At 44.1% G+C, this 23,856-nt stretch carries 26 protein-coding genes, 2 tRNA genes, 1 rRNA gene and 2 pseudogenes; 2 read left to right on the top strand and 29 right to left on the bottom strand.

Annotated elements, in window-relative coordinates; genetic code table 11:
* The 20 genes from I2H87_RS07305 to I2H87_RS07210 all read right to left on the bottom strand — a co-directional run.
* Positions 1-82, bottom strand: a 16S ribosomal RNA gene (locus I2H87_RS07305); the annotation flags it as partial.
* 273 nt (positions 83-355) lie between these two features.
* Positions 356-445: transfer RNA gene (locus tag I2H87_RS07300), tRNA-Ser, on the bottom strand.
* Between the two features lie 238 nt (positions 446-683).
* A tRNA-Ser gene (locus I2H87_RS07295) sits at positions 684-769 on the bottom strand.
* A gap of 83 nt (positions 770-852) precedes the next feature.
* Positions 853-1,560 carry a 2-C-methyl-D-erythritol 4-phosphate cytidylyltransferase gene (gene ispD, locus I2H87_RS07290; protein ID WP_117549635.1) on the bottom strand — a complete coding sequence of 236 codons (708 nt, stop codon included), beginning with the start codon at positions 1,558-1,560 and terminating at the stop codon, positions 853-855.
* A gap of 70 nt (positions 1,561-1,630) precedes the next feature.
* Entirely contained in the window at positions 1,631-2,659 is a 1,029-nt protein-coding gene (tsaD, locus tag I2H87_RS07285) for a tRNA (adenosine(37)-N6)-threonylcarbamoyltransferase complex transferase subunit TsaD (RefSeq protein WP_009269078.1), read from the bottom strand.
* A 56-nt stretch (positions 2,660-2,715) separates the two neighbouring features.
* Positions 2,716-3,621, bottom strand: a complete 906-nt coding sequence (locus I2H87_RS07280) for a ribonuclease Z (protein ID WP_022152223.1) — start codon at positions 3,619-3,621, stop codon at positions 2,716-2,718.
* A 1-nt stretch (position 3,622) separates the two neighbouring features.
* Positions 3,623-3,862 (bottom strand): hypothetical protein, encoded by a 240-nt coding sequence (locus I2H87_RS07275; protein WP_054705040.1) that lies wholly within the window; start codon positions 3,860-3,862, stop codon positions 3,623-3,625.
* Between the two features lie 2 nt (positions 3,863-3,864).
* Positions 3,865-5,055 carry a tRNA (adenosine(37)-N6)-threonylcarbamoyltransferase complex dimerization subunit type 1 TsaB gene (tsaB, locus tag I2H87_RS07270; RefSeq protein WP_195609614.1) on the bottom strand — a complete coding sequence of 397 codons (1,191 nt, stop codon included), beginning with the start codon at positions 5,053-5,055 and terminating at the stop codon, positions 3,865-3,867.
* A 14-nt stretch (positions 5,056-5,069) separates the two neighbouring features.
* Positions 5,070-5,498 carry a tRNA (adenosine(37)-N6)-threonylcarbamoyltransferase complex ATPase subunit type 1 TsaE gene (gene tsaE / locus I2H87_RS07265; RefSeq protein ID WP_195609613.1) on the bottom strand — a complete coding sequence of 143 codons (429 nt, stop codon included), beginning with the start codon at positions 5,496-5,498 and terminating at the stop codon, positions 5,070-5,072.
* 36 nt (positions 5,499-5,534) lie between these two features.
* On the bottom strand, positions 5,535-6,743 hold the full coding sequence (locus tag I2H87_RS07260; RefSeq protein WP_279306358.1) for a phosphoribosylaminoimidazolecarboxamide formyltransferase: 1,209 nt from the start codon (positions 6,741-6,743) through the stop codon (positions 5,535-5,537).
* Complete coding sequence (locus I2H87_RS07255; protein WP_009269072.1) at positions 6,736-7,449, bottom strand: IMP cyclohydrolase; 714 nt, start codon at positions 7,447-7,449, stop codon at positions 6,736-6,738. Before I2H87_RS07255 ends, I2H87_RS07260 begins: the two co-directional genes overlap by 8 nt.
* A gap of 144 nt (positions 7,450-7,593) precedes the next feature.
* A complete protein-coding gene (locus I2H87_RS07250; RefSeq protein WP_009269071.1) occupies positions 7,594-8,280 on the bottom strand; it encodes a YkgJ family cysteine cluster protein in 687 nt (228 codons plus the stop codon).
* On the bottom strand, positions 8,264-9,154 hold the full coding sequence (locus tag I2H87_RS07245) for a damage-control phosphatase ARMT1 family protein (protein WP_009269070.1): 891 nt from the start codon (positions 9,152-9,154) through the stop codon (positions 8,264-8,266). The genes I2H87_RS07250 and I2H87_RS07245 overlap by 17 nt, the downstream gene beginning before the upstream one ends.
* A 27-nt stretch (positions 9,155-9,181) precedes the next feature.
* Positions 9,182-10,195, bottom strand: coding sequence for a DUF7309 domain-containing protein (locus I2H87_RS07240; protein ID WP_009269069.1), 1,014 nt, complete (start codon positions 10,193-10,195; stop codon positions 9,182-9,184).
* Positions 10,196-10,407: 212 nt separating this feature from the next.
* Positions 10,408-11,274 (bottom strand): RraA family protein, encoded by an 867-nt coding sequence (locus tag I2H87_RS07235; RefSeq protein WP_195609612.1) that lies wholly within the window; start codon positions 11,272-11,274, stop codon positions 10,408-10,410.
* Positions 11,275-11,293: 19 nt separating this feature from the next.
* A complete protein-coding gene (locus I2H87_RS07230) occupies positions 11,294-12,667 on the bottom strand; it encodes a mandelate racemase/muconate lactonizing enzyme family protein (RefSeq protein WP_195609611.1) in 1,374 nt (457 codons plus the stop codon).
* Between the two features lie 53 nt (positions 12,668-12,720).
* Positions 12,721-13,560, bottom strand: coding sequence for a carbohydrate ABC transporter permease (locus I2H87_RS07225; protein WP_022152214.1), 840 nt, complete (start codon positions 13,558-13,560; stop codon positions 12,721-12,723).
* A 12-nt stretch (positions 13,561-13,572) separates the two neighbouring features.
* Positions 13,573-14,472, bottom strand: a complete 900-nt coding sequence (locus I2H87_RS07220) for a carbohydrate ABC transporter permease (protein WP_054705017.1) — start codon at positions 14,470-14,472, stop codon at positions 13,573-13,575.
* 68 nt (positions 14,473-14,540) lie between these two features.
* Complete coding sequence (locus I2H87_RS07215; RefSeq protein WP_054705014.1) at positions 14,541-15,866, bottom strand: ABC transporter substrate-binding protein; 1,326 nt, start codon at positions 15,864-15,866, stop codon at positions 14,541-14,543.
* Complete coding sequence (locus I2H87_RS07210; RefSeq protein WP_054705011.1) at positions 15,863-16,921, bottom strand: LacI family DNA-binding transcriptional regulator; 1,059 nt, start codon at positions 16,919-16,921, stop codon at positions 15,863-15,865. Before I2H87_RS07210 ends, I2H87_RS07215 begins: the two co-directional genes overlap by 4 nt.
* A gap of 532 nt (positions 16,922-17,453) precedes the next feature.
* Between I2H87_RS07210 and I2H87_RS13900 the strand changes: the two genes are divergently transcribed.
* Positions 17,454-17,654: a hypothetical protein gene (locus I2H87_RS13900; protein ID WP_195609610.1), complete on the top strand. Its 201-nt coding sequence runs from the start codon at positions 17,454-17,456 to the stop codon at positions 17,652-17,654.
* Complete coding sequence (locus tag I2H87_RS14165; protein WP_408631512.1) at positions 17,651-17,950, top strand: relaxase/mobilization nuclease domain-containing protein; 300 nt, start codon at positions 17,651-17,653, stop codon at positions 17,948-17,950. Before I2H87_RS13900 ends, I2H87_RS14165 begins: the two co-directional genes overlap by 4 nt.
* A gap of 3 nt (positions 17,951-17,953) precedes the next feature.
* On the opposite strand, the pseudogene I2H87_RS07200 reads toward I2H87_RS14165, so the two are convergent.
* From I2H87_RS07200 to rplM, 9 genes and pseudogenes are all read right to left on the bottom strand, one after another.
* A pseudogene (locus tag I2H87_RS07200) lies at positions 17,954-18,265 on the bottom strand (DUF188 domain-containing protein); the annotation flags it as partial.
* Between the two features lie 27 nt (positions 18,266-18,292).
* A pseudogene (locus tag I2H87_RS14090) lies at positions 18,293-18,555 on the bottom strand (peptide deformylase).
* Positions 18,556-18,578: 23 nt separating this feature from the next.
* On the bottom strand, positions 18,579-19,757 hold the full coding sequence (locus I2H87_RS07190) for an HNH endonuclease domain-containing protein (protein WP_195609608.1): 1,179 nt from the start codon (positions 19,755-19,757) through the stop codon (positions 18,579-18,581).
* Entirely contained in the window at positions 19,718-20,314 is a 597-nt protein-coding gene (locus tag I2H87_RS07185; RefSeq protein WP_195609607.1) for a class I SAM-dependent methyltransferase, read from the bottom strand. Before I2H87_RS07185 ends, I2H87_RS07190 begins: the two co-directional genes overlap by 40 nt.
* Positions 20,315-20,825: 511 nt before the next feature.
* Positions 20,826-21,755, bottom strand: coding sequence for a RhuM family protein (rhuM, locus tag I2H87_RS07180; RefSeq protein ID WP_195609606.1), 930 nt, complete (start codon positions 21,753-21,755; stop codon positions 20,826-20,828).
* A gap of 229 nt (positions 21,756-21,984) precedes the next feature.
* Positions 21,985-22,257 (bottom strand): hypothetical protein, encoded by a 273-nt coding sequence (locus tag I2H87_RS07175; protein ID WP_207746051.1) that lies wholly within the window; start codon positions 22,255-22,257, stop codon positions 21,985-21,987.
* A 92-nt stretch (positions 22,258-22,349) separates the two neighbouring features.
* Positions 22,350-22,475 carry a hypothetical protein gene (locus I2H87_RS13895; protein WP_279306357.1) on the bottom strand — a complete coding sequence of 42 codons (126 nt, stop codon included), beginning with the start codon at positions 22,473-22,475 and terminating at the stop codon, positions 22,350-22,352.
* 378 nt (positions 22,476-22,853) lie between these two features.
* Complete coding sequence (gene rpsI, locus I2H87_RS07170) at positions 22,854-23,246, bottom strand: 30S ribosomal protein S9 (protein WP_009266602.1); 393 nt, start codon at positions 23,244-23,246, stop codon at positions 22,854-22,856.
* A 26-nt stretch (positions 23,247-23,272) separates the two neighbouring features.
* Positions 23,273-23,701, bottom strand: a complete 429-nt coding sequence (rplM, locus tag I2H87_RS07165; RefSeq protein WP_009266603.1) for a 50S ribosomal protein L13 — start codon at positions 23,699-23,701, stop codon at positions 23,273-23,275.
* Positions 23,702-23,856: the final 155 nt, after the last annotated feature.

The following is a 23,856-nucleotide window of genomic DNA, read 5'->3' as shown; positions in this document are numbered from 1 at the left end:
CCGGTAAAGTGCTTCGTTCGACTTGCATGTGTTAAGCACGCCGCCAGCGTTCATCCTGAGCCAGGATCAAACTCTCGTTAAAAGTGTTTGTCTTGGTCAAGAATCGCTGCTAGCAATTCTTTTCCTTTTTTACTGTTTGGTTTGTTTCAAACCGTTCTTAAAAATCTTCTCTTAAGAAATTTTCAAGGATCTGTTGTCTATTGTTCAGTTATCAAGGTTCTTTCTTGCTTGTCCTCTCATGTGACAGCTTAGCTATATTAGCACGTTTCACCTTCACTTGTCAAGGACTTTTTTTATTTTTTTGAAATCTTTTTGATTTCAACTTTTGTTCCATCTTTTTGCAAGACAGGACAAACGGAGAAGGAGGGATTTGAACCCTCGCGCCGCTACTAACGACCTACTCCCTTTCCAGGGGAGCCCCTTCGGCCAGCTTGGGTACTTCTCCAAAACGGTCGATATTTAATATACACGATTCTGCGAATAATGTCCAGTATTTTTTTACATTTTCTTAATTTTCTTCTTTTTTACTTTTTACGTTATTTTTTCTGACTTTTCTAACAACTTATTTATTTTACATTTTTATCTCTTGTACAAAAGCAGCGTTGCTTTGTTCCCCCACCATACCGCTTGGATGGGAAAAGGAAAAAGCAGTCCCAACAAGGAACTGCTCTTTTGGCTTCAAGCGGAGAGGGTGGGATTCGAACCCACGCGCCCTTGCGGACAAACGGTTTTCAAGACCGCCTCGTTATGACCACTTCGATACCTCTCCATATGCACTTCTGCGTTTTCTGCTCAGATCTCACTCTGCGCGTTTCAACGCAAGTGCTATATTAACATAAAACATTTGTCGCGTCAACGGTCTTTTGTAAATATTTCTCCGATTTTTAAATCTTCCGGTGTTGTGATCTTAATATTTTCGTAGGAACCCTCCACGAACTTTACCGGAATCTGCATCATCCGCTCTACGACCATCGCATCGTCCGTCACATTTGTTTTTTCTGTTTCCATCAATTTAGAATATGCCTGTTTCACGATCTCAGTCTCAAATACCTGCGGAGTCTGTACCATCCAGACACGGCTGCGATCCGGCGTTTCTTTTACAAATCCATCCTCATCTGCAATTTTGATCGTATCTTTTACCGGCATTCCGACTACACAGGCATGAAAAGCACATACTTCTTCATAGACCCGCGTGATCATTGCTTCATCCACAAACGGACGCGCGCCGTCATGGATAAATACATAACCGTTTCCATCCAATGTCTGAAGCGCATTCCAGACAGAGAGGTAGCGTTCCGCCCCACCGGCTATGATCTGATTTACTTTTGTAAACCCATAACGTTCCACGATTTCCTGCCTGCAGTATTCTTCATCCCCCGCTCCGGTCACGATACAGATCTCATCGATCAGTTCTGACTTCTGAAATGTGTCCAGCGAATAATATAATACCGGTTTCCCTGCCAGAAGAAGATACTGTTTCTGTATCTTTGTCCCCATACGCCGTCCCTGACCTGCCGCAAGAATCACTGCGGTACAAGGCTTTTTTCTCAACTCTCCCATTTGTTATTCTCCTGTTTTTCTATGGTAGCACCGCTTCTGCCGCCAGATCCCATATTCCTTTACCGTTTCTTTACCTCTCGCCCAGTTTCAGATTCGGCACCGCGTTCAAATCCCATCCATGCCGCGTTCCCGCCAGATACTCATAGTAAGCTGCCGCACCGATCATCGCCGCGTTATCTGTACAGTAAATCGGAGACGGATGATAGAACTGAATCCCTCTCTCTTCACACGCTTTTTTCATTCCCTCGCGGAGCGCACTGTTGGACGCAACGCCCCCGGCGATCGCAAATTTATACATTCCATATTCTTCCACGGCTTTCATTGCATTTTCCACAAGAACATCCACCACCGCTTTCTGGAAAGATGCGGCAATATCTGCCGGATTAAAGGTCTCGCCTTTCATATGACATCCATTGATATAATTAAGCACCGCGGATTTTACCCCGCTGAAACTAAAGTCATACGGAGAGTCTTCCATCTTAGCCCTCGGAAATACGATCGCATCCGGATTCCCCTCTTTTGCGATCCGGTCGATCTTCGGTCCGCCCGGATACCCCAGTCCGATCGCACGCGCCACCTTATCATACGCTTCCCCCGCCGCATCATCGCGGGTACGTCCGAGAATTTCATATTTCCCATAGTCTTTTACACAGACAAGATGGGTATGTCCTCCGGACACAACAAGGCACAAAAACGGCGGTTCCAAGTCCGGATGTTCGATATAATTCGCAGAAATATGTCCCTCGATATGGTGCACGCCGACCAAAGGCAGATTCCGCGCATACGCGATCGCTTTCGCTTCGGCAACTCCGACAAGCAGCGCGCCGACCAGTCCCGGACCGTAAGTCACTCCGATCGCATCAATATCATCCAGTGTCACTTCCGCTTCATTTAGCGCTTCCTCGATCACCTGATTGATCTTCTCGATATGTTTTCTCGAGGCGATCTCCGGAACGACGCCGCCATAAAGCTTGTGCAGATCGATCTGGGAAGAAATGACATTGGAACGCACTTCCCGCCCGTTATGCACGACTGCTGCCGCAGTTTCATCGCAGGAACTCTCGATCGCCAATATATTAATGTCTCTGATTTCTTTCATGAACAGCCCTCTTTCGTTTTCTTCATTCTCTCTCTATTCTTTACTCTCTGTTCTCTTTATTCAAAATTCAACTCTGCGGACATTTTATCTTTCCCCGCTTTTGCCGCCGGAAAAATCTTCCGCACATCGTCCATATATTCTTCCGCTCTTGTAAGCGACGGGCTGTAATGCGTCAGCCACATTTCTTTTACCTGCGCGTCTTTCGCAAGCTGCGCCGCCTCGTAAAATGTCATATGTTTATATTCCCGCGCTTTCGCGATCTTCTCTTTTTCTCCATACATCCCCTCACAGATGAACAGATCCGAGCCTTTCGCATTTTCGCGGATAGAATCGGTCGGGCGGGTATCTGTCGTATAAGTCAATTTGATCCCTTTCCGCGGCGGACCAAGCACCAGATCCGGTGTCAATATACGCCCCTCGTATTCTACGGTCTCGCCTTTTTGCAGATGCTTCCAATACATCTGTGGGATCTGTTCTGCCTTTGCACGCTCGGGATCAAATTTGCCGGCGCGGTCGATTTCCAGTGCGTATCCATAACAAAGCACATTATGATTGACACGAAATGCTTTCAGACGATAACCGTTCATTTCAAACGTCTGCTCCGTCCCCTCGATCTCCACACAATGAATCGGAAACGGCAGTTCCGGCGCGATCACACGAAGCGCCGTCACAACCCGCTCCAGCCCTTTTGGTCCAATCAGGGTAAGCGGTTCCCGTCGGTCCGCATTTCCCATCGTAAGGAGCAGTCCCGGCAGCCCGCTGATATGGTCTCCATGATAATGGGTAAAACAGATCACATCGATCGGCTTAAAGCTCCACCCTTTTTCTTTGATCGCGATCTGCGTCCCCTCTCCGCAGTCGATCAACAGACTGCTGCCATTATATCTGGTCATCAGTGACGTCAGCCACCGATATGGAAGCGGCATCATTCCGCCGCACCCAAGCAAACAAACATCTAACATATCATCCCTCTATTTCCGCCGGTATGCAAAATTGTTCCAGAAGACTATCGTAACAGGATTCACAAAGGTCAAACTTATGTCGTTCCCCGTCTTTCCCCGAAAAATATCCCCATTTGTAATCCACATGAAAAACTCCCTCTGTTTCACAACCGTCTGCAACCGGAATTTCTTTTCCGCAACGATTACAGATCGTTTTCCGCAATCGTTCACTCTCTTTCATGATCTTTTCGTAATTCCGCATTTTTATTCTCCTGTAAGAATCTCAGCGCTCATCAAAATCGCATCCTCCGACGGATTTTCATAGAAGTCCGGACGAATGCCGTCCTCTTTAAAACCGTATTTTTCATAAAATGCACGCGCTGCCGCATTGCTTCTGCGCACATCCAAAAGCACTTTCCCGATCTGCCGCTCTTTTGAAATCTGTTTTAACATATCTAAAAGCAGTCTGCCGCATCCTTGCTTCCGCTCTTCTTTTAGAACGGAGATCCGTGCGATCTCCGCCTCGTCAGCCGCCGTATACGCCAGCAGATTTCCGATCACTTTTCCCGACTTTTCCGCCACCAGACAGATCGTCTGCGGATTATGAAGCGTCTCCAAGATACCGCTCTCGCTCCACACATCCGAGAAAATCTGATGCTCCATCTCCGCAACCGCCGCAGCATCTTCCATCGTCATCTCGCGGATGATCACCTTTGCTTTCTTTTCCCGCTCGGCACGCTCCCGTTCCGCCTGTGACATACGCAGATAATCCGGGCGATGCTCCGCCGCACTTTCGTATTTACCTGCTTTATAATATTTAATCCCGAGCGCGCCCACAACTGCCGCACGCTGCCGGTTCATATACGCAGGCGCAAACGAATACGGAACCTTTAACCCCTGCGCCAGTTTTTGTGCATAAACAGGCACGCCGTCTCCCAAAAACACAACGGCTCGTCCATAATTATTCAGTCTCTGGATCAATTCGTCCACCGCGATCGCCATCTGCATCCGGATCACCTGAAAGACCGGATCTACTTCATTGGTCTCCTCTTTTTCTCCGGCTTTCTTTGAAAATGTATAAATTCCGGTATATACCTGATTTCTTCTCGCGTCCATGATTGGGCAGATCAGATCCTCACAGCCATATACATTGTACGCAAGTCCGTCCACCGTCGGCACATGGATCAACGGTTTTCCAAGCGCAAGTCCCAGACCTTTCGCCGTCGCAGAACCGATCCGAAGTCCGGTAAACGAACCCGGTCCTCCCGCCACTGCGATGGCGTCGATCGTGTTCAGATCCGTCTCCGTCATTTTTACCATCTCATCGATCATAGGCAGCAATGTCTGCGAATGTGTTTTTTTATAATTTACCGTGTACTCCGCAATGGTCTCTGTCTCATCAACGATCGCAACCGTCGCGGTCAGTCCTGAACTGTCAATCGCCAGTACCCTCATCTTCTACTTCCCTTCTACTTCTTCTCTGTCACAGTGATCCTACGAAAATCGAATCCCTGCTCCAGATCTTTTTCAATCAGAATCTCCGTGCGTTCTTCCGGCAGGATCTCTTCGATCAAATTCGCCCATTCGATCAGGCACACACCCTCTCCGGCAACATATTCTTCAAATCCGATCTCGTCCATTTCCTCAATATCTCCGATCCGGTATACGTCAAAATGATAGAACGGCATACGCCCGTCCTCATATTCCTGCACGATCGTAAATGTCGGACTGTTGACGTGTTCTTCCACGCCCAATCCTTTCGCAAATCCCTGCGTAAATACAGTTTTCCCAACGCCAAGATCGCCGGCCAGGGTATATACCTGACCGGCTCTTGCGCGCTCCCCCATCCGGAAGCCTGTCTCAAAAGTCTCTTCCGAACTCCTTGTTTCTATTGTCATATCATTCACCAATTCCTGTTTTTGTGGCGGTTCATTTTAGTGATGGAACAGACGGATTCCGGTAAATGCCATCGCCATATTGTACTTATTGCACACTGCGATCACATTGTCATCCCGTACAGAACCTCCCGGCTGTGCCACATATTTTACTCCGCTCTTGTGTGCGCGTTCGATATTGTCCCCAAACGGGAAGAATGCGTCCGAACCGAGTGCCACGTCTGTCAGCTTATCAAGCCATGCGCGTTTTTCTTCTCTTGTAAATACTTCCGGTTTCACGCGGAATGTATTCTCCCACACACCGTCCGCAAGAACATCCATATATTCATCACCAATATACAGATCGATCGCATTGTCGCGGTCTGCTCTTCCGATGCCCTCTTTGAACTGAAGTCCCAGAACCTGCGGCGACTGACGAAGCCACCAGTTATCCGCTTTCTGACCTGCCAGACGGGTACAGTGGATTCGTGACTGCTGACCTGCCCCGATTCCGATCGCCTGTCCGCCTTTGACATAGCAGACCGAATTGGACTGTGTATATTTCAGCGTGATCATCGAAATTGCCAGATCGATCTTGGCGGATTCCGGGATCTCTTTGTTCTCAGTTACGACATTTGCAAAGAAATCTTCGTCAATCTTTAATTCATTTCTTCCCTGCTCAAATGTAATTCCAAACACCTCTTTATGCTCGAGCGGCGCCGGCACATAAGACGGGTCGATCTGGATCACATTATAATTTCCTTTTTTCTTCTGTTTTAAAAGTTCCAGCGCTTCCGGTTCAAATCCCGGCGCGATCACACCGTCAGACACTTCACGCTTGATCAGACGTGCGGTATCTACATCGCAGACATCGGAAAGCGCGATAAAATCTCCGAAAGAAGACATTCTGTCCGCGCCCCTTGCGCGCGCATATGCACAGGCAAGCGGAGACAGCTCCCCGAGGTCATCTACCCAGTAGATCTTTGCCAGCGTCTCGTCCAACGGAAGTCCGACTGCCGCACCTGCCGGAGATACATGTTTGAAAGAAGTCGCCGCCGGAAGTCCGGTCGCTTTCTTTAACTCCGATACAAGCAGCCAGCCGTTGAACGCATCCAGGAAATTGATATATCCAGGGCGTCCGCACAACACTTCGATCGGCAGATCACTTCCGTCCTGCATATAGATCCGGGACGGTTTCTGATTTGGGTTACATCCATATTTTAACTCTAATTCTTTCATATTTACAGCCTCTTTTCTTCGATTATGCATTTTTATTTGTGATCGTCGTCTCATGTGCTCCTGTCTCTATGTCAATGTAGCGCACAAACAGAGACACTTTATTTTCTTCATTCAGGCTGTTCCAAAGCAGCTTTGTAAACTCTTCAATATCATCCGGCACAGCGATCCGTTTCGGCTCGCCCTCAAAACTCGGCAGCGGATCTCCATCGTGCATATAGGTGTGGATAAAATGTCCCTCCCCCGCTTTCGGGTTCTCGTAGGCAAATGTATACCGATTGCATCCGGACGGATCTCCGTCGCTGCTTTTTAAGATCGACATCGCATAATTATATTTTCCATTTTCCACATGCATGATACCGGAAATACGCGGCGTATAATTCGGAGCATCCGGCTCAAATTCTCTTTGACGGAGGGACTGTTCAAATGTGAGCTGCCTGTCCATCCCCTCGTAAATCGTATCCGTCTGATCTCCGTTCGTCACGATCGTCTTATTGCCGAGTACGCGTACCGGCGCGTAAATGATCAGGCTCGGATCTGTCAGCTTGGACGGATCGTAGGCTTGCGTGCGGATTCCCTCACCCTCTTCTACAAACACCCGGTTTCTGCTGTTCTCACTGCGTCCCATAATAAAATATGCGGCAACTGCCTTTTTCCCATCCGGGCTCTTTCCAAGGATAATCCCTCTTCCCGGGTAAGCATTGCTCTTCAATTCCTGCTCGATTGACAACATATTCATAGCTGACTCTCCTTTTTCGATCTTCTGTTTCTATCAGACTGTTCCGTATTTTCAGGTCATCTCTTCTCTGCTATGTTACATCATCTTCTATATAGTTGGCAAGTTCCTAATCGAAGATTTTTCATTACAAAATCTTATAGGTTTTTATTTCTGTCCGTCCCAAACCTGTGCCAGCCGCGCATAAAACTGCTCGTAAAAATCCATTTCCATATCGTAGGGCTTCCGGTAAAACACATACAAAAGCCCCATTCCAAGTTGTTTCATACTGTCCGCATCCTGTTTCCGCCGCGCTTCCTCTCCTGCTTCTTCCAGAAAATCGTGCCAGTCCAATACAAACTTTTCATACTGTTTTAAATTCAGAATCCCAAGCCATTTACTGATCTTGACTTTTGTCTTTCCTCCTTTGCTGCACTCATGGATCTGATGAAAATAACGAAACGTCCCATTTTCATAGATACGTCCGAGCGGAAACAGCCGACAGAATCCCGGGCGGATCTCATGGATCCCGCACCGTCCCTCCCCGTTCAAAAAAGAACAGCTTTCCGTTTCTCCTGTCATCTGTAAATGCGGCAGGATCAGCCCGTCTGCCAGATCCAGTCCGATCACCGGGGACTTCGCTACTTCTGTGTCCCCGACCAGCAATGCATCAAAACTGCAGCCAAGTCCTTTCATCAGTCGATAGGCATCGTATGGATCCAATAGGATCGAGCTTCCCATCCCGCGACAACAGTCGGAACAGCCGCTGCAATCGTCGCAGCCGAGCCGCACCATGTCATTTGACGTATAACGTTTACCGTCGGATACTTGTTCTATATCAATATCCCGCTTCATGATATTCTCCCTCCCGCAGGAACACGCCTGCGTTTTTTGTCAGTCCGAACCTTTTCACAAACCAGTCGCATTTGCAGAGGAACAAATAATAGACGTTCAAGCCACAGCCATACATGCTCTCAAAATTTCCCTGACCTTTCGCTAAGATCACATCCGCCTCTTTCAATAACTTTCTCGCTTCTTCAGTGATCTTCTCAAGCACAGTACCGGCAATGCCTGTTCCGTTTCCAACTACCGGAACAAGTTTCATCAGACCAACCTGCTCTGCATCCTCGATCGTCGCATCATTGAGCGCCTCTCTTCCCCGCACAAGCACTGCGATCTGCAAGGCAGGATATTGTTTTTGCATCTCCTGGATGAGCAATTTATCCAATACGATCTCCCCGCAGTTATCCGTAACATAGACAAGCGTTTTCGCCTGTTCCAGATCCTGTCTGAAACTGTGATAATTCTCTGCATCCAATGTTTCCTGCGCCGCTTTTTGAATCAATTCCTTAAGAATCCCCTCATCCACAACATCCATTGCACCGTAATCGATATAATTTCCTGTGCGTGCATAAAGAATTGCCTGTGCCAGAGGATCTTCCGCCCGCTCAATATTACTTTGAATTTCCTGTTCCGCAAACATCATCTTTTCATTATGTTCGTATTTTATCTTTGTATATTCCTGTTCTTTTCCGAAGAAAGACTCGTATACTTTCGAGATTTCTTCCACCAGTTCGGGCGCGGATGTACCGTCTTTGCTCTCACCGATCACCCGGAGCACCGCTTTCATATATTTAGCTTTTATTTGCTCATCTAAATCTGTTCTCCTTTGTATCCGCTCTTCCTGACGGTCAGCCATACAGCGGATGCATGCCGCGCTTACCTGCATGTTCTGATACTCCTTTTTCTGTAAACACTACATAAACCGTTCCATTCCATCCAGAAATTCTTCCATCGCCTGCAGCCTCTTTACTCTGCGAAGCTTGATCCCGCATACATCGCAAATCTGTTCCAGACCGGCTTCCACTAAAATATTGGACACCCTGATTTCCTTTGGTATTCCGACATTCAAAATAAATCCAACCAATTCTTCCGCCAGCGCTGCGATCACGTCTTCCTCCGGATCCTGTATTTCGCATCGCAGCATCATTCCCGACTCCGCATCTGCGATCATGCAAAATGCCGGATTTGCCGGTTTTTTATATTTCTTGTCATTGACAGAAAAACCGGAGATCGCTGTTTCCATTTCCAATATCACATCATATCGATCGGAAGTTTCCAGTTCCGCAAGTAACTCCTCATCCGTAATGATCAGATTTCCAAATTGGAAGCATGTAAAAGGCAGCGGCGCAGCACCGGATTTCCATTTCTTCTTTCCTTTTTCAAACGCAAGCAAGAACATTTCTCCACTCGCAAAGTCGACCGGTTCTTTCATGTCTTCATAGCATTGCAACGCCAGCTCCAAATTCTGACAATGCTCTGTCATCCGGAGCACTTCATCCTGATCCAAATTATACGGTCTATATCCAGGCTCAAATGAGAGAAAATAAAGCCACTGGTTCTTTCCTCTGTATTTATATCCCAATTCTTTGATCACACTTCTCTGCTTTTCTGTCAGTTCCTCTCTGTTTCCCCAATAACAGGTCAGATTCTTTTGTGAATACATCGCATATCCCGTCGGCAGATTTAATTGATCCTGCATTGTCAGCATCATGAATGTGTTAAATGCCTCATATCCTTCGTAGACGGAAATTCCGTAACACGTTCCGCCATGACCGAGAATACTGTAAAATACGGTGTCTTCCTCTTCTCCATTCTGCACTGCAATGATATCCAGATCCCAGAATGTTTCCCACGGTTTCATCGATTTCAGTCTTGTCGCAGATTCATAAAGTTCTTTCCATTGTTCGATCGTGGCTTCTTTTCGCATAATCTTTCTCCTCGTATTTTTTAATATCTTTTCTCAAATACTAATACCATCCATTCACCAAAACATTGTATCATAATCTCATAACAAAATATACTCAAAAACCTCCCAGGATTCAATCGACGACTCAATTCATCGTCAACATCCTGAGAGGTTCTTTTTCCCTCATAGTATTTTGTTGTCAATCGGTACTTGCTTATTCCTGTCTCATCACCCTACCGCACACGGTCGTACTCCGGCGTCCAGTCCAGATCGCGGTACTCTGCCGCACATTCTTCTGTCTGGATATAATGGACAAGCCGATCCATCATTTCTACCGGCCAATCGTCAATGTCAATGTCTGCCGTTGTATATACTTTCTGGCGGATCATTTCAAATCCAAACATGTCTTTTACATGTGATTTACGAGCCTGTGTAATGACTGTTTTTACCATATGGCTCGGAATGAAGATCACACCGCCGCCATATCCGAATACAACGTCCCCCGGCAGGCATACTGCTCCGCCGATCATAACCGGCGTATTGAACCCGTTCATCACAAAATCACGGATCGGCGTCGGATCAACGCCGCGGTAATAAATCTGGATTCCCTCGATTCCTTGAATCTGTTCCAAATCGCGGATACCGCCCCAGACAACTGCTCCTCCGGTCTTTGTCTGATTACGGATTGCAGTGGAAAGGTTTCCTCCGACAAAGGTACCCTCATATACTTTATCATACATATCCGCAACAACAACGTCTCCCTCAACTAGAGTATCGATCACCCACTGATTGCACGTTCCTTTTCGTCCCTCTTCTGTTCCGATTTCTTTTACCGTCTCTTCCAGATCCGGTCTGGTCGGAATAAATGCCGATGTCACTGCACGTCCTACCAGCTTGCAGTCATCATGAAGCTTATACAGATGTTCTTCAAACTGATTTTTGTATCCCGCATTAAAAAGCGGCATCCATATTTCTTCCAATGTCATTTTCCGAAGCTGTTCCAAATCCTCATCCGGTACTCTCGGACGTCCGTCCGGAAAACGTTCTCCTGTCCATTTTGATGTCAATTGGATAATATCTTCTCTCACATTAAAATGCATCGTTTACTTCCCTCCTCAATCAACTCCAGCAACGATCATGGGAATAATCCTGATTCCATTCGTCCGTCGGCAACCAGATTCCCTGATAATCCGGATGCAGATGTTCTTTGATCACTTCATCGTCCAGTTCCTCGATTCCGAATCCCGGAAGATCCGGAACTGTAATGTAACCATTGTCAACGATCGGCGCTTTCACACCTTTCTTTACAAGATCATTCCACCACGGAATATCAACTGAATGGAACTCCTGTACATAGAAGTTTTCTGTTGCTGCAGATACATGTGCCGCAGCCATCGCGGAAATCGGAGTTTCCGCCATATGGATCGCCATCGCAACTCCGTAATCCTGTGCCAGATCGCCGACTTTCTTCAATTCCAGGACGCCTCCCACTGTCAGGATATCCGGATGGATCACGGATACGCCTCCGCTTTCAAGCAGCGGTTTGAAGTTCTCTTTCAGATAAATATCCTCACCTGTACAGATCGGTACCGCCGTCGATTTTGCAAGCCGTGCATACTGGCTTGTCAACTGCCACGGAATCATATCTTCCATCCATGCAATATTATATTTCTCAATCCGTTTCGCCAGTTTGATACAGGATTCTACACCAATATGTCCAAAATGATCGATCGCCAACGGAACTTCATATCCGATCACATCACGAACATCCTTTACATACTGCTCTAAAATATCGTATCCATGCTCTGTCACCTGAATTCCTGTAAACGGATGCGGAATATTTTGAATATCATACAAATGATTTCTTCTGATCCGATCTTCCATACTCACATTTCTTGAAATCGGATTGTAATTTTCGGAAGCTTCTTTCAATTCCCGAACAAATCCAAGCGGTGCACAGAGCGCTCCCGGTTCGTCATAAAGCAGATCGATCCCCAAATCCATTTTCAAAAATGTAAAGCCTTTTTCCATACGTTTTTTCAGTGCTTCACCCATCTGTTTTCCGGTATGTTTTCCCTCAACATCGGTATCTGCATAGCATCGAACCCGATCCCGGAATTTTCCACCCAGCATCTGGTACACCGGAATTCCGTAAGCTTTTCCTGCCAGATCCCAGAGAGCCAATTCGATTGCGCATACGCCGCCGCCCTGTCTTGCATGTCCTCCAAATTGTTTCAGCCTGCGGAAGATCTTATCAATATTACATGGATTCTCCCCGATGATCCGGCTCTTCAATGCCAGCGCAAAATTTCTGGACCCTCCGTCCCTGACTTCACCGTATCCGGTAATCCCCTGGTTGGTCATAATTTTCAAAATTGTACAATGCATCGGCGCATCTACAATATCTACCACCCGCATATCTGTAATCTTCAGTTCCGATGGACGGGAATATGTATTCACATGATCTAATACCTGTTCAAAATTCTTGTCCATAACATGTCCTCCTAATATGCAATTTTCACACAGCCTGTCTTTTATTTTTTAATCTACTTCACGCTTCCATCAGCCTTTCCTGATACAAGCATGCTCTGTGCGATAATATAAATGATCGTAACCGGCAGGGATGCCACCACGCACCCGGCCATAATTCTTCCCCAATTGATAATATCTCCGTATTTCCAGCTTGAAATTGCAACCGTCGCCGTCATTTCGGCCTGACTTGTCGTCATGATCATCGCGTAAAGATATTCATTCCATGACATTGTAAATGCAAATGTTGCCACCACCGCAATTCCCGGAAGTGCGATCGGAATAATGATATAACGAAGTGTCTGCAATCTGGTACATCCGTCCATCAGCGCCGATTCTTCCAATGCATACGGGATCGAAGTAAAGTAGCTCCGGAGCATATAACAGCAATATGGAACAACAAACGTCGGATAAATGATCAGCATCGCCCATTTACTTCCACCCAATCCAAGATTGCTCACAAAAATATACATTGGGATAAACAAAACCGCTGTCGGAAGAAGATAGGAAACAATGACGGATGCACTGAAAAACTTTCTTCCCGGATAACGAAGTCTTGTCATCGCATAGGATGCAAAAATACTGATCAAAAGACCGACGACCGTCGTAATTCCCGCGATGATCAAACTGTTCTTAATATTTGTTAAAAATCCTGCATTTTGGATCAGATCAATATAATGATCAAATGTCGCAGTAAACTGAAACAGTTTTGGTTTTGCCACATACATTTCACTCGCCACCGTAAAAGAAGATTTTACCATCCAATACAGCGGAAATACCGTCCAAAGCAGCCCTAATCCTAAAATGACATAGGTGACGGTACGCTTAATGATTTTGCTTCTCTTTCTTGAACGCATACACGATCCCTCCTATTCATCTTTCTTTGCAAATCTTGAAAATACCAACATCATAATGATCAATATCGGAATGACGGACGATGCAACCGAAAGCGCCCGACCGAATGAATTTTGAATGAACGCCATATCATAAGTGTATGTTGAAATCACACTGGACGCATACAATGGTCCGCCGCCTGTTACAAGCCATACATTTTCAAAATCATTAAATGTCCAGATTGTAGACAGAAGAGTCGTCACCTTGATCACCGGCATGATCGATGGCAATGTAATATACCAGAACTGTTTAAAAACACCTGCTCCATCCACGGTTGCCGCCTCATACACCTGCCGGTCCAGTGTCTGCAATTCTCCCAATATACTGAACATGAAGAACGGAACACCTCGCCAGATATTGACGATGATCGCCGAGAACAACACGATCTTTGGATTTGACAGCCATGCGATCGGAAGATCTATGATTCCCAGGTCCATCAGAAGACTGTTGATAATACCATAAGTGCTGTCATACATCCAGCGCCATGTCATAGCTGCCACCATTCCCGGAAGTGCCCACGGAATCAGAAGTGCCGTACGGAAAAATCCTTTTCCTTTAAAATTCTGGTTCAGCAATACCGCCCATAACAAACCGATCAGAAGTTTTGCTCCAATACAAAGCACGGTGTAAATCAGTGTATTCGTAAGTGATTTCCAATAAATCTTATCTGAGAATAACTCAATATAATTATCAAGTCCGATAAAATTTGCTTCCGCACCGATCACTTTATCTGTGAAACTCCAATAAATCGCCCGGATAAAAGGCAGTCCCATGATGACAAATACGACAATGACAACAGGAATCATCAGCAACAGTCCGAGACGCCTGTCTTTTACTGCCTGCGACTCTGTTTTCTTTCTCACTCTATTTCGCATAAGATTCCTCCTGTAAGATCCGGAGGCACTGCACCTCGCAGCGCCCCGGGAACGATTACTGCCCTACTCTACTTTGCCTCATAGACTTCCTTAAATGAGGTTTCCAGACTTTCCACTGCTTCTTCCGGTGTTGCCCCATTGATCAACATTTCCTGTACCGCTTTTACACAAAGCTGGTTGCTGAAACAGGTCATCGCCCGATCGTCAACCGGCGCCGGATAATAAGTTCTTGCTGCCAGTTTTGAATTTTCAAGCCACGGTTTGTTTGCTTCATCCTGCCAGAATTCACTGTCTTCCATTCCCTCGATCACCGGCTGCCACATAGAGCCCATAACCTCGATCATCTCTTCATATTTATCCTGATGTGAGAAATAGTAACGGATAAAATCTTTTGCCACGTCAACATTTTTACCTGATTCCATCACTCCAAATACGTTGCATCCTGTCAAAACATATGCTTCTCCGGACGGTCCTGCCGGATACGGGATAATCTGTGTATTCTCGTACAATTCCGGATCATCGTTCTTCATTGCTGCCATAACAGAACCGGAGTTACAGATCAGACCTGCCGTTCCTGCCAGATATGCCTGATTATTCCAACTGTCGTCTCCTGTAACCGCATCCGGAGAGATAAGCCCCTCGTCATAGAGCGATTTGATAAACTTAAACGCTTCTACCGTCTCAGGAGAATTTACAACGACTTCGCCTTTTTCATTAACTGTCCGTCCGCCCCAGTCAAGAATGATCGTTCTAACCCAACCTTCCGCATCTCCGCCGCCGGAAGCTCCCATTGCAAATCCCAATGCATAGAAACCGTTTTCCGGGTCATTGACTTTAGCCGCCTGTTCTTTCAATTCTTCCCATGTTGTCGGCATCTCCAGACCTTTTTCTTCCCATTTATCTTTCCGGACATGCATACCAGGTGCGGTAAATCCCTGTGGCACCATATAAGAAGATTCTCCGATCATACTCATCGACTGCGCAGCTTCAGTAAATTCAAATTCACTCATCACATCACTTACGTCTGCGAGCTGATCCAGTGACGCGAACTGCCCTACAAGTGTATCATCACCAACGATCAGATCCGGCGCATTTCCCGCTTCGATCGCAGCCATCAGCTTCTGCTTCATATCCGCTGCCGCGACATTTACATAATCAACTTCGACGCCCTCTTCTTCTGCAAACTGTTCAACCAAATCTTTCATCAATGTAGCGTATTCATCAACATACTCTGCTTTGTCCCAGAATACCAGTTTCTTTCCACTTTCACCGGATCCTTCTTCAGTCTTTGTATCACCGTCCTTCGGCTCTTCACTTCCGCCTCCGCCGCATCCGGCTACCAGACCCATTGTCATAACTGCTGCCATCAGACATGCTAACATTTTCTTTTTCATTTGATTTCCTCCTTTTGTTGTCCGGGGATTCCTGTTGTAAGTCCGATTGTCAACTCCAACGGAACCAGTTCCGACTCAAACTTTGCCAAAGGGTTATAAATATTTTTCAACAATTTCTTAAATGCCGTTTCTGCGATCAGACTAGCCTTTGATTCCACTCTTGTCTGTTCTTCCTTTCCCCAGTCATTTCTGGAATAATATTCGATATTCACATACGAAATGTCCTCAGGAATACTCAGGTTTAAATCATTTGCCGCCATCAGGAAGTACTGACGGATCGAAGATGAGATCACATAAGCCGTAGGTTTTTCCCGCTGTTCCATCGCTTTCCTGCATACATCATAGATCACCTGATCCGACGCTTTCGGCGGAAAGGATATTCGCTGTATCTCTATACCATCTTTCCTGTACTTCTCTCTGATCTCTGTTATCACACTCAGTCTTGCATCCTGAACAACACCACTGTCACACATTTCAAATACCGCAATTTTCTTATGACCGAGCTGTATCAGATATTCCAATGTATTACGTGCGGCTTCCTCATGATCTGATGCAACATAATGATAATCTTCATAGCCTGAAATTTTTCCGACGCACACATATGGAATTCCTGCCGTCTCGAATTCTTTAAAAAAGCGATCCTCAGAATCCAGATCAAAGACGATGAATCCGTCAACAACCGAAGATGCCATACTTTTTAAAAACAGCATTTCTTTCTCCGGATTATTCCGCTTTCTTGAATAAATCAAAATGTTGTAGTTATCTTTTTCCGCCAGGCGCTCAATCGCGTGAAATACTTTCGGATAATACTTGGAATCGAATAACCTCGTCAGGTTTTCCGGAATCACCAGACAAACCGTTCTGCTCTTTTCCTTATTCGGAAGACGTCTCGCACTCAAATTAGGTGTATATCCCAAATCCCGGATCGTATCACCGATGATTTTTTTTGTCTCTTCCGACATCCGTTCATATTTTCCGTTCAGATAATTGGAAACTGTTGATTTTGAAACCCCTGCTTTCTTGGATACTTCTGCAATTGTTACACTTGCTTTCATTGTCTTCCCTCCTTGGTAAACATTAGGTAAACCATTCTAGTAAACCGTTTTACCAATGAGGTAAAAAAAATAAAGTTTTTTCTTTTTCCTTCTTTTGGTGAATGACTGCATATTTTGTAAATCGATTTACTAAGAAATTTCTTACTTTTATTTTTAGCACTTTTGGTGATTCTTGTCAATAATTTGTATTATATTATTTTGTTTTTGTCTATTTTATACAGTTTTTTTGATATTGTTTTGTTTATTTTTCTGTTAATTCATTTTTGTCAAGAATATTATCCTCGCCTTTCTACGCCGCCATGCGCACCCACAGCAAACGCCCCTGCAACTTTTAAGTCGCAGAGGCGTTTCTATATCTGGTGGAATGATCCACCATTACTTTCTATATTTTTTCTTTCGCTCATACACGATCACACCGGCACATCCAACACCTGAAGCTACAAGTATCGCGATCCAGACCACCAGAGCGCTGTTATCTCCGGTTTTCGGCATTCCGGGCTTATCTGTACCCGGTACTTCCGGAGCGACAGGATTGGACGGATCGATCGGCTTCGACGGATCTGTCGGGTCGGACGGATCGATCGGCTTGGATGGATCTGTCGGGTCAGACGGATCCGTCGGTTTAGATGAGCCCGGAATATCATCATTTACGATCGTCCAGTTGTTCCCGTCTTGTGAAACGGTCGATTTGAATCCTTCCGGAACGTTGATCTCGGCAACGGTCCATTCATAATCGAGGGCATCAATTGCGATCCAACTTCATTCGGACGTGAGCGTGAAGATCTGAATCTTCGCTATGGAAAAAATAAGAAAAGTTCAGAAATTAAAGCTCATCATTATATCATCCACTTCGCTCCAAAAGACCGTGATGATAACGGATTGACTTCGAAACAGGTCCAGGCTTTGGGCATGGAATTTGCCCAAAAGAACTTCCCTGGGCATCAGACTCTTGTCTGTCCCCCCCGACGGGCACAACTCAGCAGGCAATATTCACGTACACATTGTAATCAACAGTGTTCGTACATTTGATGTAACCAGACAGGATTTTATGGAGCGACCAGTGTACCATTTGCCCGATTGATGGATTGCAAAGGCTCCCTTTCCAAGGACCATTGCAGCCACCCCATAATCTTGTGACACCACAATATCACCTTTATGGCAAATACTGATTAGTTTATAATCCACTGCATCAGCTCCAGCACCAACCACAATCACCTCGCTATAATCAGAAGATAACACATGGTTTGTATCACACAGTAGCGTTACTGAAACCTTGTATTCTTTTGCGATGTTTTCAATAATACCAACTACTGGACATGCATCTGCATCAACAAATATTTGCATATTATTTTCTCCCACCTACGATTTCCATTAGATAATCCTACCTGACAAATGATCAATTTCATGCTGACAGATTTGTGCTGTCCATCCAGATAATTTCTGACGCTGTTTTTTCCAGTTGAAATCATAATATTCTTCTTTACACCGATCATATTTGCTGCCATCCCAACACAGTGCTCACGATTTTCCTGCAAGGTATCCTGCAAATCTTTTCCCACCTGAATATCGGCTTTTGTAGCTGGTGTAGATGGCTGACCTAAGAAGAAAACTTCTCTTACAATCTGTTTTACCATAGCTGTTCTCCCTGTATTTTTATTTAACTATAACTCCATATTTCATATCCTTGACGTCTTGCTGAGTCATACACTGGCTGCATATTCTTCTGCAAAATATTATAAAACTCTTCCTTGGAATTTCCTGGTCGATACAACTCCTGTCCTGCCCAAATGGAATGCAAGTTATCTCGATAGCAAGCCTCAAACCGCTTATGCAATTCCTCTTTCTCATGAATTAAACTGTACAGATCATATTGGTTTTCTGCAAAGATTGCAAAGAACGGGTCCCATTTCGGTAGTTTATTGCTTTTGGATGAATTTAAAGAAGAATCCATCGGCATCAAGTTCCACAATTCATCATTCATAACAAAGGACCATGGTATAAAATGATCCACCTCATAATTCTTTTTTAGAATCTGCTTCCCAGTGAACACATCTCTTATACCTTTTACATCCAAAATACCTTCCCATAACTTACGAACATTGTTTAGCTTGCGCATTTTCTCATCCATTGGCGCCAGTTTGTAAATCAATCCTGGAACTTCTGGATTGTTATTTTGTAACCACCTTACCTTTTCATACTGTATCCATCCGAGAATATTAACTGTATTGTCTTGAATCATATTCATCCATTCTAAATTGAAGTGGATTTCTTTTTTCAGTTTACTGCTCTCTCCAAATGTATAGGGCAAAGGAGTCACAGTACTGTCAACTCGTCGGATATATTCTGTTAACCTACGAATGCTTCCCCAAGGTACTTCTTCATTGCTATTGGCAAAAAATCCTGCCAATGCACGTCCTGGTACCATATTGGTCAGCTGCTCTTTATAGCTTTTCAATTCCTTGTCGTACTTATGAATGGCATTTTTTATTTCCACCTTGGATGCATTTGACGGTAGACTGCTAATTTCTGTCAATTTAAGAACTGCTCTCTCCAAACCATCTCTTATAAATCCATCTGCCTGCAGTCCGCTTAGATGAATATGAAATTCTCTTACGGAATACCATGCATTGCAAATCATCTCATCAATAATTTCTCCAAATGTTGTATCCTGCGTCCCTTCAGAGATAATATTGACAATCGCTTCCAGCCAGTAAAACTTATAACAGTACGAAGGATCCTTCATCATCTGAGAAAAGCCTGAAATATCCAAGGTGTTGTAATATTTACCATTAACATTTAACAAATATTCCCCTTGTAAAGAATTAAATTCAGCCACTTCTCTTCCCCCCTTCCTGGACGTACGTCAGAAGTAATCCACTGCTCCTCAACGATAAACTCCGGCATATCTTCTATAAATTTTTGAAAATCATCCTCTCTAAAATCCGTAAAATATCGACCATTACGTTCCCCTTCAAAATCCCCGTACTTAAAGGATATGTAAATGATGCCGTTATCCTTCAGTGCCTTATACATCTTCCGTAATACAGGAAGTAACTCCCTTTTCGGTAAATGTAAGATAGAAGAACATGCCCAGATTCCATCATATACGTTTATAGCATCAAGATCTTGAAATAACATTTCCTTTACATCAATACCAGTAAATGAACTGGATAATTTGCAAAGTTCTGCTGATCCATCTGTTGCCGTTACCTCATATCCTTTCTCAAGGAAATACTTTGTATCTCGACCAGAACCGCAGCCAAAATCAAGGATAGATGCACCTTCATCTAATAGTCGCAAAAAACGATTCTGCGTTATATGCATGTCTGCATTCTGAGTGTTCTCTATAAAATTTTTTGCATTAAGATTATAGTAATTAATTGTTCGGTCCATAGAAGATCTCCTTAAATTCCCCTTTTCTTTTTATAACCACTATAAATGATGATTCAATATAATTTTCTCTTCATAACCATTCAAATACCTATATAGTAATTTATTCCGATTGAAAACAGGATCCACATCATGAATAATGCTGTGATGATTTGGACATACTATAATTTGATTACTCGCATCATTATTTAAACTTTTAACAAAATAATCAATTTCCTAATCATAGTATGACTGATTGTCATCCCCGCAAACTTGAAGTTATCTATCTCTTTTCACCTAATTTTGTAAAATGCTTATGTAGAAAAAATTCTGTTAGAATAATTGTAAGCCTCATAATTCCTAATTATAAAACACTAAATAGACAGAAATCATTTCAAAGTGCTTAATTTTACTTGACAATCTACAATTTCTCCTGACACCATAGTGACTATGCCAGCTTCGTGCCCATTGGGCACAAAGTTGGTTCATCTCATCATATACTGTTGTAATATAAAAGCGATGCGATGCAATGCCACTATAATTTCAACAGATTCATTACAAGTTTTACCATCACATCTTTTTCTTCTGGTTTTGATTCTGCAATCATCAATGTAATTGCTACTAACGTTCCATCACTGAGTCTCTTCTCTCCATCCAAGAACAACGCATTGTTCTTGTCTAAAAATTCCAGGAACAGTGATGCGGCAATTCTTTTACAACCATCTGCATATGGATGATCTTTTATCATAAAATACAATAGATTCGCCGCTTTCTCTTCCAAGGATGGATACGCATCCTGTCCAAATACGCTCTGGTAAACTGCGGCAATAATTCCTTGTACCTTACCAGCCTCTTTTTCTACACCAAATACATCTGTTTCAAAAGAATCTTTCATCTGACCAACCATCTGAACACACTCTTCATAAGTAATGCGATATACTGGAGTAGTTCCCGCTGGCTTACTTAATGCCTGGTGGTCATATTGATCCAGAAGAATCAATGCATCTGTGTATTCATTCACAGCTCTGAGCACATCTTTCTCCTCTATATCAAGTGCATCTGCAAGCATCCTTGACTGAATATCAACTGTTTTCTTAAGCGCCTGAAGACGCTTTTCATTGATTGCATAGCCTTTCAAAATAAACTGTTTAAGAACATTATTTGCCCATTTTCTGAAAGCTATACCTCTTTTAGAATTAACTCGATATCCGACAGACAAAATCATATCTAAATTATAAATTTTCGGTTTTCGTCCCCCTGTACTTCTGTCGGAAAAACCGACAGAAGTCTCATCCAGTTCTCCTGAAGCAAGAATATTTGAAATATGTTCGCTTACTGTAGCGTGCTTAACATCAAACAACACTTCCATTTGTTTTTGCGTCAGCCAAACTGTCTCCTGCTCAGGATTGATTTGAACTTCTATATTAACATCACCATCTGTAAATAATACAATTTCATTCTTCATCCTTTAGTTCCCCTCCACGAATATTTCCCGATAACATTTCTAATGTAGATTTTACTGTACTTTTCAGATTCAGTTCATCTTTTAGTCCCAACCGGTAGAAAAACTCTTCTGTATCTGCTCCACTGCTGAAATTGCATTACAGTATTCCGTAATCACTTCTTCTGGCATCTCATGTGAAACTTCCAGTTTGCACATCCAATCATTTTCTTCATTCTATCACAGCATCATATTATTCCGCCATCAATTTTTCGAACCAGGTATCCATGACAATAATAAACTGGTCTGCGCCTTGCCATTCTTGCAGCATTTCATCCAGAGTTTTGTGCTTCACATATTTCTGCACATACACCCATGTAGCTATGCCACTGGTCTCAGAGATGATTCCTGTTATGATTTTACGCATGATATCCTCAAATTCTGCGATTTCCCCTTTGGGAACGATGTCAAAGAGATCAGGAATCTGGAAATCCTCTTTTCCACAGTTCTCATGTACATCAATCAACTCTGCCTTCACCCTCTTTCCGCTATAACCTTACTCATCTTTTCTTTCCTCCTCGTAACTCTTCCTGTCTCCTCCTTACCCTAAGCCAACCCTCAAGCAGCTGAATGATAGTATCCTGCATCTGCTGATGTGTATAGTTGCCTGGGATAGGGATGTTCCGGGAACTCTGTTAAGCGATTCATTGGAAGCTGAACCACCTGTTCATTCTTCATTTCCATTTCGCCTCCTTCTGAACGCACGTCTTCAGAAGTGCCTTTGACACATTCTGAGATTGTACTGCGGTCGCCAAGATTCCGAGCAAGCTCGGACTTTGGCTCGTCGCAAATACAAAAAAGCGCTCAACTTCATTGAAAAAAGTTAAACGCTCTTGTATAACTGATGATTAAAAGCATCGTTTTTGTTCAAATTGAGACAAACGAGTTATTTTGTCGACGGACATGAAAACTGCTGTATTTCGGGAAAAATTTAAGGAAACAAAACACGGTCAAATTTGTACAGGTGGGTTTAGCCGTTTTCGAAACGTTGAAAAAAATAAAGCCCCGAAAACCATGATTTTGCGGGGCTTTGTAATAATTTTCTCCGAAAAATAAGAGAGATTATCTCTTTGAGAACTGCGGTGCTCTACGAGCGGATTTGAGACCGTATTTCTTACGCTCTTTCATTCTCGGATCACGAGTCAGGTATCCTGCTTTCTTCAGGATCGGTCTGTACTCCGGATCTGCCTGCAGAAGAGCTCTTGCGATTCCGTGACGGATCGCTCCTGCCTGTCCTGTGTATCCACCACCGTGAACATTTACAAGAACATCGAACTTATCCAATGTCTCTGTTGCAACGAGCGGCTGGCGAACAACAACTTTCAGTGTCTCCAGTCCAAGATACTCGTCGATATCTCTTTTATTAATTGTGATCTTTCCGGTTCCCGGTACAAGATATACTCTTGCGATCGATTTTTTTCTTCTTCCTGTTCCGTAATACTTTGCGTTAGCCACTGTAATGTCCTCCTTTCAACTTCCCCTTAAAATGTCAGTACTTCTGGTTTCTGAGCCTGGTTAGCGTGCTCCGGTCCAGCGTATACATGGAGTTTCTGGATCATCTGTCTTCCCAGAGGTCCTTTCGGAAGCATTCCTTTAACTGCAAGTTCTACAACTTTCTCAGGCTTCTTAGCCATCATCTCTGCAAGTGTAGTCTCTCTCATTCCGCCTACGAAATCAGAGTGGTTATAGTAAACTTTCTGCTGAAGTTTCTTACCTGATACTTTGATCTTCTCTGCGTTTACAACGATTACATAATCGCCTGTATCTACATGTGGTGTAAATTCCGGTTTGTTCTTACCTCTTAATACTTTGGCAATCTCGGAAGCCATACGTCCTAATGTCTGACCTTCAGCGTCAACCACATACCATTTTCTTTCAATCTTGTCTGGGTTAGCCATATAAGTTTTCATGGGTGTTCCTCCTGTTAATTTCTACGTGATCTTCATTCATAAATTACTGTTTTTATATGAAATCAGTACACTCCGGGGCTTTGGTGTATACTGTTTCTCCTTTTGTCATGCCATGACATTATAGACCTTATAGCCTTTACTGTCAAGTTTTTTTC

It is taken from the genome of Mediterraneibacter glycyrrhizinilyticus, from assembly GCF_015560805.1.
Taxonomy (GTDB): domain Bacteria; phylum Bacillota; class Clostridia; order Lachnospirales; family Lachnospiraceae; genus Schaedlerella; species Schaedlerella glycyrrhizinilytica_A.
The sequence above is the reverse complement of the archived record's forward strand: the minus strand, read 5'-3'. Positions and strand labels throughout refer to the sequence as shown.